Here is a 15,430-nt window from a genome sequence, read left to right on the forward strand (position 1 = left end):
GCGCCGCCTCCCATAAGCGGCCTGGCCTTTGTCAGGCCTTGCTTGCCGCACGCCGTGCGAGAAACTGTTCCATCATCCGCGCCGGTTCGCCGGAAGCGTAGGCTTCGCGCTGGATACGGGCGCCGGCTTCGAGGCAGTCGCGGAAACCAGCCTCTGTCATCTCCCTGAAGCGCTGTTTGTCAAGCCGCATGGCGACCGGCGGCTTGGCGGCGAGTTCATGCGCCAGCGACAGGGCTTCGTCCATGACGCGTTCCTGCGGCACGATGCGGTTGATGATGCCGATGGCCTGGCATTCATTCGCCTCCATAAGACGCCCGCTGAGGGTCAGGTCGATGGTGCGGGACAAGCCGATCATCTCGCGCATCATCCACGGGCCCGTGGTGCTGGCGATACCGGAATTGATTTCCGGCTGACCCATGCGAACGCCGGGATGAGCGATGCGGAAATCGCACAGAAGTGCCACCTGGAATGCCGAGCCGGCGGCAACGCCATTGAGCGCTGCAATCAGCGGCTTCGACAGCGAGCGCATCGCATCATAGAGCCGCTCCCATTCACCCACCCATTCCTGACCGCGGGCGCCATCGAACGTACGGGTCTCGTTCAGGTCCTGGCCGGCGCTGAAGGCGCGATCGCCGGCACCGGTGAGGATGATGGCGCGGACCGCCTCGTCTTCTTCGAAGGCCTTGAAGGCAGCAACCAGCTGCTGGCGCATCGGGCTGTGCCATGCATTGAGGATTTCGGGGCGGTTCAGCGTGATGACGCCGACTTCGCCGCGCCGTTCAGTCAGGATGAAGCGGTCCATGATTTTCTCCGTTGCGATGAAACAACTATTGCAATGCGATAATTGTTATGTCATAGTGTGATTATGTTTATTTTAGCTGTCAAGCACCTTTTCCTAGGCTTGGCGATTCTGTTATCGATATGCGGGAAACGGTGAGGACCGGGGGATTGATGGCGCGCAAGGCGAACAAGGCTGCGACGGACGAAAACGAAACGCCGGGGGAAGACCGCGATCCCTTGCTGGTTCAGTCGGTCGAGAAGGCCTTCAGGGTCTTAAGAGCCTTTGATGGTCGCCGCCCGAACCTCAGCCTGTCGCAGATCGCCGAGGAAACCGGGCTCGACATGAGCGCTGCCCAACGCTTCACCCACACGCTCGCAAAGCTCGGCTATCTCGGCAAGAACCCGGATACCAAGCGCTTTGAGCTGACGGTGAAGGCGCTTGATTTCGGCTACCACTACACCCGCGCCAGCGGCTTCGTCGAACGGGGCATGCCCTATCTTCTGCACCTGAGCAAAGCGACAGAAGAAACTGTCAACCTCACCGTGCTTGACGATACCGACATCGTCTTCGTGTCGCGCTTCATGAGCCGACACGTGCTCAACAACGACGTCATCACAGGCACGCGGCTGCCGGCCTATTGCACGGCGCCGGGCATCGCCATCCTGTCGGGCCTGCCAGAAGCCGCAGCCTATGCAATTCTCGAAAAATCGGACCTCTACCCGTTCACGCCGCACACGACCTGGGACCTCGACGCGCTGAAGGCAAAGCTGAAACAATCGGCAACCCAGGGCTACGCCACGGCCTTCGAGGAATACTTTCACGGCGACCTGTCGATCGCCGCCCCGGTGCTGGATGCCAACGGCACGCCCTACGGCGCGATCAACATCGCGGTATCACGCAGCCGCTACACGCCGGAAGAAACCGAAGAACGCTTCGCCCCGCTGGTGACGGCCGCCGCGCGTTCGATATCACTTGTCGGCGGCGCCCGCAGATAGGTGCTCAGCCTCGCGCCAACGGCTTAAGCGATGCTCGGCGCCTCGCGCCGGATGATCTCTCCCAACCGGCGGACGCCCGGACCGGCACCATCAGGATCGGGATAGACGAGATACATCGCCCCCAACGCTCCGCTCCCTCCTTTAGCGGCAAGGGGTTGATCTGACCTGTGGCCAGTTCCTCGCGGATCCAGTCCCCGGGATACCAGGCAAAGCGCATGCAGGCCGCCCGGATGGAGGTCGATTTGTGGCTGCCCCGACAACCGCTGCTCGGTCGCGATCCAGACGCTATGGCGCACCCGCTGCGGCCCGCGGTCGCGAATGACGAGATGGCGGTATCCCTTCGACGACGTCGTCGACGCACCCTTCCTTCAATCTCACCTTCATGGCTGGAGCGTCCTATCCCCCTTTCGTGATTCCACCTGAAGAACGGGATGCTCTGGACAGAGCCGAAACGCCACTTCACATTCGCTGCCGGGATCGAGGCTCGCTCGTCGGCGCGCCACGGGGTCGATTTTCTAGTTTGGGATGTTGGGCATGTTTTTGAATGGTGGCGAACTGGACGAGATCACCGCGTTTCGGCGCGAACTTCACCGCAGGCCGGAGCTATCCGGCCACGAGGCCGAGACAGCCAGGACGGTGACCCAAGCGCTACGGTCAAGCGAACCGGACGCGATCGTCACCGGCCTCGGCGGACACGGGATAGCGGCCGTCTATCAAGGAGCGGCCGACGGTCCGACCGTCATGATCCGCGCCGAACTCGATGCTCTGCCGATCGAAGAACTTTCATCCCTGCCACACCGATCCGAAATCGCCGGCAAGGGACACCTCTGCGGACATGACGGCCACACGGCTATCCTGATCGCACTTGCCAAAGGTCTCTCTCACAGGAGACCGGCACGCGGACGGGCCATCCTGCTTTTCCAACCGGCCGAAGAGAATGGAGCTGGGGCTGCCGCCGTGTTGGCCGACCCGAAATTCGAAGCGCTGAAACCGGACTTCGTGTTTTCGCTGCATAACTTTCCCGGCCTGCCGCTGGGGCACGTCGCCCTGGCGGAAGGTCCGGTCAATTGTGCCTCGCGCGGCATGAAGATCGTGCTTTCCGGCAAGACGTCGCATGCCTCCTGCCCGGAGGATGGCATCGCCCCGACGTTCGCCATGGCCAGGCTTTTGGAGGAGTTGACCGGCCTGGGCGCCGGCGGCCGCCTCGATGCCGACTTCACGCTGGTAACCGTGACCCATGCGCGCCTTGGCGAACCCGCCTTCGGCATCAGCCCGGGTCGCGCCGAGATCTGGGCGACCTTGCGCACGCTGACGGACGTGCGGATGACCGGCCTGGTAGAGAGCGCTGAAACGCTTGTCCGTAGCCATGCGGAGGCCGCAGGACTGGTATCGTCGATCAGCTACGAGGACATCTTCCATCAATGCAGCAATGCGCCGGCGGCCGTCGACGAACTGCGTCGCGCGCTTGTCGACGAAGAGATCAGCCATGACAGAGGCGCTACGGCGCTGCCGATGAAGGGATCGGAGGACTTCGGCCTGTTCGGCCGCGTTGCCCCCTCGGCCATGTTCTTCCTGGGGGCGGGAGAGGACCACCCTCGCCTGCACAATCCCGACTACGACTTTCCCGACGCCCTGATCGCGGTGGGTGCCCGTGCCTTTATGCGCACGATCCGCAATCTGCTCGGTTAGTCGCCGGGTAGCCGGAGGCCGAACTCGATCATTGCGGCCAAGCGGGTCGAAACCGGTCGCCAGATCGTGCCGGCGCAACAGTTGCCGATCCGGACCGGCGGCAGCGTCGGTGATCCGGGCCCGCCTCCTTGCCGTCGTCGATTGTGGTTTACATCTGAAACGCCGTCGTAGCGGGCGAGACCCTGCCGCCTGCAAAATTTGGCGAGACCCAATATCATCATCGGCAATGGTTGCCGACGCTGCGGTCGGCTACAGTATGCCCCAACCGCGGTACCGCCCCCTGCCCGTCATCTCCTTGGCGCCGAGTTCGCGAACCAGGTTCAGCGCTCCCCTTTGGGTGACGCCGACATGCCGCGCGACAAGCCCGGCGGATACGATCGGCCGGGACAGCAGAAGCTCAATCAGGCTCGGCAGGCTGCTGTTTGATCGGCGGTGACGCACGCGCATTTCCATCTGGGTCTTGGCAAGGAACAGCCGGTCCAGTTCCTTGAGACCAAGGTCTCCCGTGAGAACCAGAGCTTCGAGAAAAGCCCTCAGCCGAGCCTCTTGCTCTTTCGACCGGCGTCGCTCGTGGCGGATTGTCTTCAGGCCGGTGTTGAAGCAGAGCAAATGCGACGTCACCTTGCCGCGGGCGCGCAGGTAAGCACCGACGAGCAACCCTCCGAGCCAATGCTGCCTGCGAAGCGGCTCGATCTGTTCCCACGCATCGAAAAGCATCGCGGCACCAAGGCAGGCCGGCAACCGATCCGCCGCCGGGATCAGCGACCGCCATGCCTCGAGCCGTGCGCCCTCATCCCACTCGTCATCGAAAAGCAATCCCAGCTGCCCCTTGGGCTCCGGCGCGGACGGGCGTTCCGTTCCGCCAAATCCGCCTTCGCCGGGTTCACCCGCCTGTTCGTCAAGCAGGCGTTGCGACCGTTCGATCGCCGCGTCGATCTCGGCGAATTCGAGGGATAGCGGGTTGTCGCCCGCATCGTCGTCAATGGCGGCGTCCTCTTCCTCCTCCGCCTCAGTCGAATGCCCCCGGTCCGCATCGAGCAACGCAGTCCCGGCACCAACCTGCTCGCCCCGAAGCACCCCGAGACCGACGTTCGACAGTGCCCAATCCGGATCAGACAGCCAGATCCTTCGGCGCGTCCGCAGGATCGCGTGGGCAATCGTCAACTCGTGCGTCGGTGCGCGGGCATCCATATGCGCATCATGCAGCACGAGGTCCTCGACGTGGACGAGTTCGCCCGCAACCCAGAGCGCACTGGCGGCATCGAAGAACTGACCGCGCTCGCGGAAACCTTCGGCGACCGGGTGGCGGCCGGCACGCTCATCCAGCCGCGCGAGGCGGTCTTCCGCATCGATGGATGCAGAACAGAGCGTCTGCAGGAGTGAATTCTGGATATCGTATCGCATTACAATCACACGCTATTTTCGGCAAACGGAAGAAATCCGGTCGTTTTCTTCCGACACACAAGATGCGTCTTTTTACCGAAAAGTGCAGTGATTGTCGTCGGGTTTTTGCGTCGATCAAGCCGGAGAGCCAGATTGGCCACGCAACGTTACTATTGAGCGCAAATCAGGCTCGAATCGAACGATTTGACCGTGTCATTGTACGCTCTTACGGGGCATTCGCAACGCAAGACGGCCGACATCACCAGGATAACACTGCATCCTTTCTATTCCGATAACAGCTCTGAAAGTGGCAGGAAGGGTATTGGGCAGCGATGGGCTGACGCTCCGCACAAAGCGGACGGGAGTGGCAGCAGACAACAATCGGAGTGACAGATCTATCTCGCCTGCCGGTAAGGGCAACGGGTGCGTCAGGGCTTCGTGTTGACAGCTGTCAACTGATGGCGGCGAGACCGGAGTTGTGCGATCACACCACTTCAGATGCACTCCAACCATCCGCAGAATAACCCGAGATCAGAGCCCCTTGACAACCACGTTACCAAGCGTTGCGCAACTCCACTCAGCCAAAGCCACAGGCACTGCCGACGCCTTCGACCGCTGACATCAGTCCAAAAGGTTGCTGCTATGCAGACCAACAAAAGCGCCTTAGCCATTGCCAGGTGGTGGGGCGGCCACTACCGGCGGCCAGGTCGTCGCATCTACATCGTGCCGAACAGCATCGTTTCGCAGACACGCCTTGCTATTCCGCAACGAGTTGACAGCTGTCAACGGCATCCATTGCCGCCCGAAGAATCTCGAATGCGGCGCGCCTCCTCCGCCGCTGAGATCACAGAATAGCGCACTCCTGCCCACCCACCCGCTTCAGGAAATCTTAGCGACGAAGGAACCCGATGCATGCCGATGGTTGGAGATACCAATGACCTTGACTGAAACCCTCGTACGGGGACAGCGGCGCGAACACCCGTCAGTCCGGACAGACTGTCCTGCCCCACAGAAGCAACCGAAGAGACAGCTCACATTCTGTGTGATGTCACCGTCGCCATGGTGTTCTTGCCCGCGTTTCATTCTCCAAAATCGAACAATGAACCCTTGCTTGTGCGCTGCCCCAGAGCGCCGTCACCCTGACTTGACCGCCAGCCGCGCTAATCCGATGGCGCATGTGGGGCCATTATCGCAGCCAAACCGAACGCTGCTGATTCGACAAACCGGGTCATTCACGGGAAAACCAAGCCTTGTTCCACTGGGTCGAAATCCAGATGGATGCGGCCGGCAGAGTTGACAGCTGTCAACACGCTGAATGACTGCGGCAAACACAGCCCAACTGTCTACCCCCGTGGAGATCCGCAGTATCGTTTCGCCCTCTCGTATCTCGGAGGATAGCATAGCGCTTTTGACCGCACGCAGATCTCCCGGGCTCACACCGCACGTAGACGGTACGGCAGGTCTTGTGGCGCAAAAGAACATCCAGCCTCAATCGACTGATATGCAGCTCACCTCGTACAAAAGTCCAATTGTCTTGCGTCGATCGACATAGGCAGACCAGGGCTTCGGGTGAGGGAAGTTATCGCTGATTTAACTTCCTTTCGAGCGCCGTCCCGCTTGCCGGACAAGGCCTTATCCGATCCATCCACCAGAGCCGCATTGCGTTGTTTAACGGCTGCAACCGCGGTGGAATAGCGAAAAGTCTGCCATCCAACTTGCCACAGTTCTCGCTGCAGACAACCGGCGCGCAACGCTCTCTCTGTGCGCACATCCCTTCGGTCCTGCTTTTGAGAACTTCCCATAGGTTCGCCAACATCAGCCGGGCTATACACTGAAGTACCGGATGCAGAAATTTGCCCCTAGGGTCAGCGAGGGCTGGGATTATTGATACGCCCACCAACTACTCGCCGAGGCCGGATGGTGGCCGTGACGTCAAATGGCCATGCCTCCGGATCGATCCTCATGGGGCACACTCACCCACGGACATTGTAAAGCCCGTCTATCTCCGGCGATCGATACGCCGCATGTCGACAATCCTGCCGTCAAATTGACGAACTCCGATTTCGAAGCGGGTATTGCCGCGCCATGCGCGATAGACAAAAAATCGGCCACGGCAGTCGACCCGACGAATATCGCGGAAGCCGCGGTTACGGAGCAACCGTTCTCCCTGACTGCACGTTATGCCACGACCGCTGTTGAGGCTGGTGCCAACCCCGATGTTGATGTTGATGTTGGTTTGAGCGCTTGCTTTACCGGGAACCGCCACCGGTGAGGCGACGACCGCCAGAGAAATCATCAGCGAGACGAACGAAGATCTAAATGTCATCCTGTTGAAATACATAATCGTCCCCGAGGTTGACGCATGTCGGCGCTAATACCGCGCGCAGAGAGAAGTTACGCGCGGCCTTCGTCGAAACGCAAGGCAATTTGATGCGCCTCACAACCGCTCTCTGGGCTCGTTGACAATTTCAGCGGATCGACGCTCGTCGTTGCTCTCGAATTGCCAGCTGTGAGATCCCGAGCTTGAGACGAGTCAACTCGCTTCTTCCAACGATCAAGCAACGTTATGATGTGTCACAGGGCGCAGATTCCCTATCGCATCGCTCAACATATCCCGTCGATACGTGGGCCACACTTCTCCCGTCAAACCGGCGAGAACCTTATCGCGCAATCTGAACGATTGACGTCTGATGGTCAGGTATGGCGGCGCCGGGACAGATACAATGCGCTCGGCATGTTAAACTCCGGGCGCGGGTAAACATCGGTTGACAGCTGTCAACCTGCTCCAAAACCGAACGATGCTTCGACGTTAGCTTGCTAGCGAGACGTTGCCAGGATGAGATCGCAGCAACGCCATGATCATGGGACCGATGGCAAACTCCTTCCGGAGTGAGCGGCGGGTCAGATCGCGCAGATAACCGCCAGCCGACGTGATGTGCGCCGAGCGCTGCAGAATACATGCAAGCACCGCCGCCGCCGTTTCCGGGCCGAGCACGCGGCAAGCTTCGTCATGGGCGCCTTGGCTGACATTCAGCATGGAGCGGACAACCACGGCTGCCGTCATCAGGTCGCGCCAGGAGCGGATTTCGCCACCAGGACCATAATCGACGATGTCAGGGCACGCCTTCAGCACCGTCGATAGCGGGAAAGCCTGTGTGGATTGACCCGGTTCAGTCGCCATCTGGCGGGGGCTGACGCGAAGGTCGGTCGCCAGGGTGTCGTTGATCAGCGGTTCCTCGATGAGAACGCTGTTTCCGCTGTTCGATCTCAAACCTGCCTGCGTTTCATGTCCCAAGCCCCGTACAGATTCAGTAGAAGAGTCTGGATGTGAACTCTGTATGTGGCAGCCATTTTGGCTATCATTGGTGGCCAGTTTTTGTAAATTTATCAGTTTTTCCAATTGGTTGAGTACGTCTGCGCGCAATAGGTCGAGTTGGCTGAGCACGTGTTCGATTTCAGCAAGCGTTGGTTTCCTTGGTAGGTGCTCGACTGCGAGCAGGTAACGCTGTTGCAGGCTGTCGCAATCGGACGCAGGATCGGTTTCGCGCAGGACTTCGATGAGCTTGAAGAGGTCGCGACGGCAAAGGCTGAGACGCTCACGGGCGAGCTGTGTCTCCTGGCGGGCAAGCGCGACGTCAGCTGCTGCTGTTTGCAGTTCGCGGGCGCGTGCGAGCAGCGGAGAGAGATCGAATCCGAAGGCGTCGCCGATCGACCCCTTTGTGTCTCGACGGGCGTAGCGTTTGCCATTGGGACTGTCTTTGCGGAGGATAAGGCCTGCTTCCACCAAGGCTGCCAAATGACGGCGCAAGGTCGTACCGGCCATGCCGTGCGTGCGCAACGCCAGTTGGTTGTTTGACGGGAAAACCACCAGGCCTTTGCCGCAGGTCAGCTCGAGCTTCGGATAGAAGCTTAGCAATGCATTCAGCACGGCCAAGGCACGGTCGGATACGCCGACGATTGCCTTTGCTTCGCAGACGGTCCGAAACAGTTTCCATTTATCGATCGACTGATGCGAATCGATTTCGCTCGCGACGACTTGGCTTGCGAACATGCCAAGCGTCATCGCGCGCCGCCCAAAGGGCGTCGTCACATTTCCACGCTCCATCTTTCTTCACCTTTTCAAAGGCAAAAGAAGTTCGTTCGCCGAAACGACGTTAAAAACGCTTGACAGTGATTCGCGGAAATGGGATTCTCTAGTTGCTACACGAGAGAAGGGTTTCCGCTGCGCTAGTCGTTCGGAAGCCTTTTTCTTTTGCTCTGTTAGTCTCCTGTTTCCTCTTGATATTCGAGGTACAGAGATTTGAGCCTCTGCCTCACGAAATCTGCAAAACCCGGCGCGGCCTTCTTGTTGAAGGAAAGCGTCGTTTCGCTGTTTGTCTCCCGGATGCGCACGGGGCGGGTATCATCCGGCGCCACCCATGCAACCGCTTGGCTCTTGACCTTTACGGTGCTCAGGAACGCAAACAGTGTCTCGAACCGTTGATCACTCTCGCGGGCCAGGAAATCCGAACGGCGGGCGTAACCATGCGCTTCTGTGCGCTTGTCGTCATTGGCCACGAGATCTGCGAGTTCGGTCCAGCGCCGCCGCCCGATGGATGGTGCTGCGCCGATTGCCTCGATGAGGTCGACGGGAAGGCGGCGCACGATGGCGATCATCTTCGACAGGGCAGCCTTGTCGACGCCCAGCGAAGACATGATGACATCACGCGAAAACTCTCGATCCTCCAGGCGCGCAGCAAACAGCGAGCGCTCGATAAACGAGAGGTCGGTGCGCGCGTTGTTTTCCTGGCCTTGCGAGATCACCAGCTGCTCGTCGCTGAGATCACGAACGACAGCCCTGACTTTACTGCCGAGCTCTCGCATGGCGGTCAGGCGACGATGGCCATAGGCCACCTGGTAGCGCCCATCCTCGCTCGGATGCGGGCGAACCAGGATCGGAACCTGTTGTCCGTGATCCCGGATTTGCTGAAGAAGCGACTGCTCGGCTTCGGCTGCAACGCCAAGACGATCAGCGACAAAGGAAGCATCGACGAGTGCGGGATCGAGCTCGATAATTGCCAGACCTTCGGCGAGCTGGCGCTCCAGCTCCTGTGCGCGCTCTACCTTCTGCGTAATATTCGAAAGCGAGCGCGTAATGCCGCCGATCGGGCTCGAGGGCCGCTGGCCGGGACTGAGGCCGACGATTGGCCGACTAGCCAGCGGGCGGTCGTCTTCGCCGTCTGCGAAGTGGTTGTCTGAAACACCGATGAGGTTCTTGCGGGCCACGGCTTACTTCCTTCCCCACACTTTGCGCAGCAGGTCCTCGATCTCGCCATTGACGAGCGTCAGGGAATCCATTGCGCGGTCGTAGGTGCCGCGGACAAACTGCGACCGCTCGACCTCATAGAGCGTTTGTTTTGTTACGCCGGCGTCGGAAACGGCCGTCGATTTGACCATGGCGTTGTGCAGCATTCGGTTGCCGAAGATGGATCGCATAAAGCCGGTCATCTGGCTTTGCGGACCGTCGTTCGGCTCGAACCGGGTCACGAGATAGCGCATCCAGTCGTAGCTTGTTCGGCCGCCGGCATCTTCGACGACGCGCATCAACTCGCTGGTCATCGAGAGAAACTGGGACATGGACATGACGTCGAGCATCTGCGGATGCACGGTAATCAGCACTGATGTCGCGGCGCACAGCGCTGACATGGTGAGAAAACCGAGCTGCGGAGGGCAATCGATGATGACGATGTCGTAAAAACTCTCGATATCGGCAAGCACATCGCCGATCCGCGCGAAAAACATGGTTTCGGCCGAGCCGCTGGTCATCGCCTTCGGCGTCTCGTGCTCGAACTCCATGAGTTCAAGGTTGCCGGGGACCAGATGAAGGTTGGGCATGTGGGTCGAGCGGACGATCTCGGCGATTGGCCGCGGATTTTCGTAGCGAATGGCGCCGTACAGCGTTTCGGATTCACCGACGTCCAGCTCCGGCTGGTGGCCGAAGAGCGCCGAAAGCGAGGCCTGCGGATCGAGATCGATTGCAAGCGTCCGATAGCCCCTAAGCGCCAAATATTGCGCAAGATGTGCCGAGGTCGTTGTTTTGGCCGACCCACCCTTGAAGTTCATGACTGAGATGACTTGCAGTCTCTCGTCACCGCGACGATGCGGTACGTATTTGCCCGACTTGCCGCCTTCGTCCAGAACACGTCGAATGCGCTCGATATCGGAGACCGCATACATGCGCCGGCCGTTTGACAACGGCTCGGGGCCATGGCCCTCTGAAGCGATCTGGCGCAGATAGCCTTCGCCGATTCCGATAAAGGCAGCGGCCTCGGCCGGGCTGAAAAGACGCAACGTCTTTTGCATTTGCGGCGGGAAGATCTTCTTCTGATGCTGCTGGAGCTGATGCGCGAGTTCCAAGGCATCGGCAGCCAGGAGCGTGGGTAAATGCTCCTGCACATCGAGGCCATGGATTTTATGCTGCAACATCGAGTTCTCCAAAAACTGCGCAAAAATTGTCATATCGGGGCAATATGCGCAGATGCACTATGATCCGATTCGGTGTGAATGTACAAATGGATAGCCGAACGCCTGTATAACTGCTCCACGCACCGGTGAACGCGCCAGAGAGATCATCTGTTGTCCGCGGACAACTCTGGTGATGGCTCTCGGAGAGCTGTCCTTGCGGACCGATTCCACTGCCCCACAATAGCACCGCCACGGGCGTCATCGGACCAGGTGTTTAAGGTCCGAGTGGAGGCCGCGACACCGCCGCGGCTGCATAACCCGAGACGCCTGTAATTCACGCTATTAGAATATGGATTTAGTCGACTATTGACAGGGGGCTGGATTGTGGCAAGATCGTGATGCGATGACGATGATGTCAGGCGGACTGGAAGGGATGCAACATGTTCTATCTCGGCGGGATGACGCTTGGCTACCTTGAGCCTCCAGCACCGAAAGCGGTCGTGCAGGCGGTTAAGCCACGCATCGAGTTGACGCCGCGCGAGCCTGCGGACGATCGTGAGCGCGAGCGCGAACAGGAATGGGCTCGGGCCTTTCTGACCCCGTGGCACCTGTTTTACTGACACAGGTACAGACACTGAGGTCGCATGCCTGAACGGTGATCGGCGGTCTCGCTGCTTTTCGAAAGCAGCCCGCGATCCAGGACGTGTTCCCGCGAAACGCGGGAAAGCAGATGCCGTCATAGGCTAGGCACGGTCACCGAGCTGACAATATGACCAAACGAGGAGCCAGTGGTTGACAGCTGTCAACGCTGCGCAACCTTATGGCCATAACTCCTTCGCTTGAGACGCAAGCCGGATCGCGGCGACACACACCCGGTGTATTCGGTGTGTCAGGTTGCTGCCTGATTTCAGTGATAAATCAAATAATTACAATATGTTATGCTGGATCCTTTTCAATCGACGGCGGCCGGGCCATGCTGGTCGATGCGATGACGTCACCGACGGCCCGCAACGACCTGCCACCGTCATGCGCTCGTGGCGATGCGAGCACGGGAAGTGCTGATGGGCCGATGCGTCAAACGACGCCTATCGGCTCGGCGAGGCCGCTTGTCAGCGAAGCTATGGTGGAAAAGCAGGAAAGGGCAAGGGGAGGGCTGTCGCAGCGCTGGGAAACGGTTAAGCTTGCCGGCGAGAGAAAACCACCGAGGATGCCAACATTTCGAGCGATCAGCCAGCCGACGAAACAGGCAACCAAACGCAGTCGCTTTCGTTGCACCAGAGAATCCTCGGAGAGGTCGAAGGTCATATTCTCTCCGGCGCGTGGCCGCCGGGCCACCGTATCCCGTTCGAACATGAATTGACCGAACAATACGGCTGCTCGCGCATGACCGTGAACAAGGCGCTGACCGAGCTGGTCAAGCGCGGACTGATCGAGCGTCGACGCAAGTCCGGGAGCTACGTCACCTTTCCCCATGTGCAATCGGCGGTGATGGAAATCCATGACGTCAAGCTGGAGGTTCAATCCCTCGGGTTGGAGTACAGTTTCCAGCTCGACGAACGCAATATCCGCAAGGCCGAGAGCAGGGATGCGGGTCGTCTCGACCTGCCGCCGTCTGCAAGACTGATCGAGATCACGTGCCGGCACTTCGCCGGCGGCCGGCCTTTCTGTTTCGAGGAGCGGCTGATCAGCCTCGCGGCCGTTCCCGAAGCCGAAACGGAACTCTTCGAAACGTCAGCGCCCGGTTCGTGGTTGCTGGGCAAGGTGCCGTGGAGTACGGCCGAGCATCGCATCCGGGCCGTTGGGGCAGGGCGCGGTGCGGCGCAGGCACTCGCCATTTCGAGCGGTGCTGCTTGCCTTGTGATCGAGCGCCGCACCTGGAGCGGCCGTGCACCGGTAACCCATGTTCGATTGACCTATCCCGGCGACAGGCATGAGCTGGTGGCGCAATTCGCGCCAAGCCCGCTCGGCTAGAGCGGTCCGCCTTCAAGTGGAAGGACTGAGGGCCGAAATATGGCCGAGAATCAAAGTGCTGGTGTCCTTGGAGCGTTCTTCTGAACCTGCGGCGATCCAGAAGAATGCGCTCAAGCGGCTGGCGAGAGCCGGGTGAAGAACGGTCGCTTGTGCCGGGTTTGATGCCAGGCTGAATTTCGCCGGCGGAAGGTGACGAGATGGAAAAGATCATGCTGTTTGATGGACCGGAGAATGCAGCCGTGACCATCCTGCTTGCGCACGGCGCCGGCGCGCCGATGGATTCCGCATCGATGACCGCCTGTGCCAAAGCGCTTGCCGCCGAAGGCTTTCGGGTCGCACGATTCGAATTCGACTATATGGCAGCGCGCCGATCCGGTGGCCGCAAGCCGCCGCCACGTGCCGAAACGCTCAATCCGGAGTTCAAGGCAGCGGTAGATGCCCTTGGCGCAGCCGGCGCGTTGCTGATCGGTGGCAAATCAATGGGCGGGCGCGTCGCCAGCATGATTGCAGATGAGCTCTATGCCGAGGGGAAAATCATCGGCCTGCTTTGTCTTGGCTATCCCTTCCACCCGCCGGGAAAGCCAGAGCAGCTGCGCACCAAGCACCTGGAAGATCTGAAGACGCCGACGTTGATCGTCCAGGGCACGCGCGACGAATTTGGCACGCGCGAGGAGGTTCCTGGATATCGGCTCTCCGGCGCAATAGAGATCCTATGGCTGGAGGACGGGGATCACGATCTCAAGCCGCGCAAGACGATCTCCGGCTATTCCGCCGCGGACCACCTGAAAACCATGGCGCAGACTGTCGCGCGCCGGGTGGGCGAGCGTCTGGCGTAAACGACTGCTGTCGTTCATTACGCAGGCCGTCGGCCTCCATCTGATCATTCCGCCGCTTGAGCGGTGCCGGACGAAAATGCGAAGACGTCAATCGGGTCATCGAGCCCCTTCACGGCAAAGGCGCCCAGATGCTCCATTTCGCGGGTGCGTCCCGCCAGTTCGACAAAGGCGCGCGACAACAGCACAGGACGCTTCGCCTGCTTGGTCAGGCTTTCCAGCCGCGATGCGATATTGACGGCCGGCCCGATCACCGTGAAGTCGAGCCGACGGCGCGAACCGATATTGCCATACATCACGTCGCCGACGTGAACGCCGATCCCGTAGCCCAGCGCTTCGCGTCCTTTCGCCACGTTCTCCTGGTTCAAGGTGGCGATGGCGACCTCCGCTTCGCCGATGGCCTGCAGGAGGTTTTCACTGGCTTGGGCATTGCTGAGCGGAAAAATTGCCAGCAGGCCATCGCCCATGAATTTCAGGATCTCGCCGCCATGCCGCTCGATCGGCTCGGACATGGCGTCGAAATAGCCGTTGAGAAGCTCGATCACGTCATCCCGTGGCCAGAGATCGGAGAGCTTGGTGAAGTCGCGAAGGTCGCAGATCAGGATCGCGGCGCTGACGGTGACACCGCTTCCGCGTGTGGTCGCGCCGGCAAGGATCTGTTCGCTTGCATGCGGCCCGACATAGGTTTCAAGCAACGTTCGCGCCATCCGGTTCTTCAATCGGATTTCGCTGACAAGTGCCAGAACCGGCAGCAAGCCTTTAAGCGTTTCGAGATGGGCCGTCTCGAAACCACCCGTCCGATCACTGGCGAAGGTGACGACATGGCGCTTGCCCAGCGTATGTTCGAGCGGCAAGGCGATGTATTCGGTTAGACCGTCTGCGCGCAACTCGTCGTAAAGCGAGTTCGGGATTTCGTCATCGGTCGGCGCCTCGAGATTCTTTCGAACCTGGCTGGCGCCAGTGTTGATCGCATAGAGCGGGCTGTTGAGATATTGCGACGTGTCTTCGACGCCATAATCGTACATGCGGATGTCCGCCTCCGATTGTCCCTTGCGCCAGAGGATGCGGGCACCGAGCCATTGCGGATGATGGATCCGGAAGTGCAGCGTCGCGCGCGCAAGCGGCACGCCCGCCTGCACCAGCCGCTCGCACAAATCCACGAAGATATTGTCAATGAAGCGCTGGTCGCGGGTCTCGGTGACCAGCCAATCGAGAATCTTTCTGCTCTCTGTTGGCAGGCCGCCGCTTCCTTCCAGTTCTCCTGTCATGGCCTGGGATGAAGCCTGCATCGCAATTCTCCACTCTGTTCTGACGGACCTTGCTGCTGTCGAAAC

Annotated in this window: 13 protein-coding genes; 5 read left to right on the top strand and 8 right to left on the bottom strand. The window is 60.0% G+C overall.

All coding sequences use genetic code 11. From position 1 onward, the window contains the following. Window positions 1-31: 31 nt before the first annotated feature. Window positions 32-802, bottom strand: coding sequence for an enoyl-CoA hydratase/isomerase family protein (locus tag LPJGGPFB_RS17530; RefSeq protein ID WP_173421243.1), 771 nt, complete (start codon window positions 800-802; stop codon window positions 32-34). A gap of 149 nt (window positions 803-951) precedes the next feature. Here LPJGGPFB_RS17530 and LPJGGPFB_RS17535 point away from each other — a divergent pair, with 149 nt between their 5' ends. Both LPJGGPFB_RS17535 and LPJGGPFB_RS17540 read left to right on the top strand, forming a co-directional pair. Continuing rightward, window positions 952-1,776, top strand: a complete 825-nt coding sequence (locus LPJGGPFB_RS17535; protein ID WP_173421244.1) for an IclR family transcriptional regulator — start codon at window positions 952-954, stop codon at window positions 1,774-1,776. Window positions 1,777-2,310: 534 nt separating this feature from the next. Further along, window positions 2,311-3,465, top strand: a complete 1,155-nt coding sequence (locus LPJGGPFB_RS17540) for an amidohydrolase (protein ID WP_173421245.1) — start codon at window positions 2,311-2,313, stop codon at window positions 3,463-3,465. A 249-nt stretch (window positions 3,466-3,714) separates the two neighbouring features. On the opposite strand, the gene LPJGGPFB_RS17545 is transcribed toward LPJGGPFB_RS17540, so the two are convergent. The 5 genes from LPJGGPFB_RS17545 to repA all read right to left on the bottom strand — a co-directional run bounded on the left by LPJGGPFB_RS17545 (window position 3,715) and on the right by repA (window position 11,313). Beyond that, on the bottom strand, window positions 3,715-4,869 hold the full coding sequence (locus LPJGGPFB_RS17545) for an RHE_PE00001 family protein (protein ID WP_173421246.1): 1,155 nt from the start codon (window positions 4,867-4,869) through the stop codon (window positions 3,715-3,717). Between the two features lie 1,978 nt (window positions 4,870-6,847). Beyond that, window positions 6,848-7,189 (bottom strand): hypothetical protein, encoded by a 342-nt coding sequence (locus LPJGGPFB_RS17550; RefSeq protein WP_234902923.1) that lies wholly within the window; start codon window positions 7,187-7,189, stop codon window positions 6,848-6,850. Between the two features lie 468 nt (window positions 7,190-7,657). Further along, complete coding sequence (gene repC, locus LPJGGPFB_RS17555) at window positions 7,658-8,953, bottom strand: plasmid replication protein RepC (RefSeq protein WP_173421247.1); 1,296 nt, start codon at window positions 8,951-8,953, stop codon at window positions 7,658-7,660. A 155-nt stretch (window positions 8,954-9,108) separates the two neighbouring features. Continuing rightward, window positions 9,109-10,113, bottom strand: a complete 1,005-nt coding sequence (gene repB, locus LPJGGPFB_RS17560) for a plasmid partitioning protein RepB (protein ID WP_173421248.1) — start codon at window positions 10,111-10,113, stop codon at window positions 9,109-9,111. A 3-nt stretch (window positions 10,114-10,116) separates the two neighbouring features. Next, on the bottom strand, window positions 10,117-11,313 hold the full coding sequence (gene repA, locus LPJGGPFB_RS17565; protein ID WP_173421249.1) for a plasmid partitioning protein RepA: 1,197 nt from the start codon (window positions 11,311-11,313) through the stop codon (window positions 10,117-10,119). A 419-nt stretch (window positions 11,314-11,732) separates the two neighbouring features. Here repA and LPJGGPFB_RS17570 point away from each other — a divergent pair, with 419 nt between their 5' ends. After that, window positions 11,733-11,912, top strand: a complete 180-nt coding sequence (locus LPJGGPFB_RS17570; RefSeq protein ID WP_173421250.1) for a hypothetical protein — start codon at window positions 11,733-11,735, stop codon at window positions 11,910-11,912. 454 nt (window positions 11,913-12,366) lie between these two features. Here LPJGGPFB_RS17570 and LPJGGPFB_RS17575 read toward each other — a convergent pair whose 3' ends face one another. Beyond that, window positions 12,367-12,597, bottom strand: coding sequence for a hypothetical protein (locus LPJGGPFB_RS17575; RefSeq protein ID WP_173421251.1), 231 nt, complete (start codon window positions 12,595-12,597; stop codon window positions 12,367-12,369). Between LPJGGPFB_RS17575 and hutC the strand changes: the two genes are divergently transcribed. Together hutC and LPJGGPFB_RS17585 are read left to right on the top strand one after the other, a co-directional pair. Continuing rightward, window positions 12,508-13,263 (top strand): histidine utilization transcriptional repressor HutC, encoded by a 756-nt coding sequence (hutC, locus tag LPJGGPFB_RS17580; protein WP_173422210.1) that lies wholly within the window; start codon window positions 12,508-12,510, stop codon window positions 13,261-13,263. The two genes, LPJGGPFB_RS17575 and hutC, sit on opposite strands and share 90 nt — an antisense overlap. Before the next feature lie 197 nt (window positions 13,264-13,460). Further along, window positions 13,461-14,099: an alpha/beta hydrolase family protein gene (locus LPJGGPFB_RS17585; protein ID WP_173421252.1), complete on the top strand. Its 639-nt coding sequence runs from the start codon at window positions 13,461-13,463 to the stop codon at window positions 14,097-14,099. A gap of 44 nt (window positions 14,100-14,143) precedes the next feature. Here the strand turns inward: LPJGGPFB_RS17585 and LPJGGPFB_RS17590 are convergent, their stop codons facing one another. Further along, on the bottom strand, window positions 14,144-15,385 hold the full coding sequence (locus LPJGGPFB_RS17590) for an adenylate/guanylate cyclase domain-containing protein (protein ID WP_173421253.1): 1,242 nt from the start codon (window positions 15,383-15,385) through the stop codon (window positions 14,144-14,146). Window positions 15,386-15,430: the final 45 nt, after the last annotated feature.

Origin of the sequence: Ensifer adhaerens (genome assembly GCF_013283195.1) — a bacterium.
GTDB classification, from domain to species: domain Bacteria; phylum Pseudomonadota; class Alphaproteobacteria; order Rhizobiales; family Rhizobiaceae; genus Ensifer; species Ensifer adhaerens_G.

Coding starts and splice junctions, on each gene's coding strand:
- LPJGGPFB_RS17530 (WP_173421243.1), bottom strand. CDS start 802: ATGGACCGCTTCATCCTGACTGAACGGCGCGGCGAAGTCGGCGTCATC.
- LPJGGPFB_RS17535 (WP_173421244.1), top strand. CDS start 952: ATGGCGCGCAAGGCGAACAAGGCTGCGACGGACGAAAACGAAACGCCG.
- LPJGGPFB_RS17540 (WP_173421245.1), top strand. CDS start 2,311: ATGTTTTTGAATGGTGGCGAACTGGACGAGATCACCGCGTTTCGGCGC.
- LPJGGPFB_RS17545 (WP_173421246.1), bottom strand. CDS start 4,869: ATGCGATACGATATCCAGAATTCACTCCTGCAGACGCTCTGTTCTGCA.
- LPJGGPFB_RS17550 (WP_234902923.1), bottom strand. CDS start 7,189: ATGTATTTCAACAGGATGACATTTAGATCTTCGTTCGTCTCGCTGATG.
- repC (WP_173421247.1), bottom strand. CDS start 8,953: ATGGAGCGTGGAAATGTGACGACGCCCTTTGGGCGGCGCGCGATGACG.
- repA (WP_173421249.1), bottom strand. CDS start 11,313: ATGTTGCAGCATAAAATCCATGGCCTCGATGTGCAGGAGCATTTACCC.
- LPJGGPFB_RS17570 (WP_173421250.1), top strand. CDS start 11,733: ATGTTCTATCTCGGCGGGATGACGCTTGGCTACCTTGAGCCTCCAGCA.
- LPJGGPFB_RS17575 (WP_173421251.1), bottom strand. CDS start 12,597: ATGACCTTCGACCTCTCCGAGGATTCTCTGGTGCAACGAAAGCGACTG.
- LPJGGPFB_RS17585 (WP_173421252.1), top strand. CDS start 13,461: ATGGAAAAGATCATGCTGTTTGATGGACCGGAGAATGCAGCCGTGACC.
- LPJGGPFB_RS17590 (WP_173421253.1), bottom strand. CDS start 15,385: ATGCAGGCTTCATCCCAGGCCATGACAGGAGAACTGGAAGGAAGCGGC.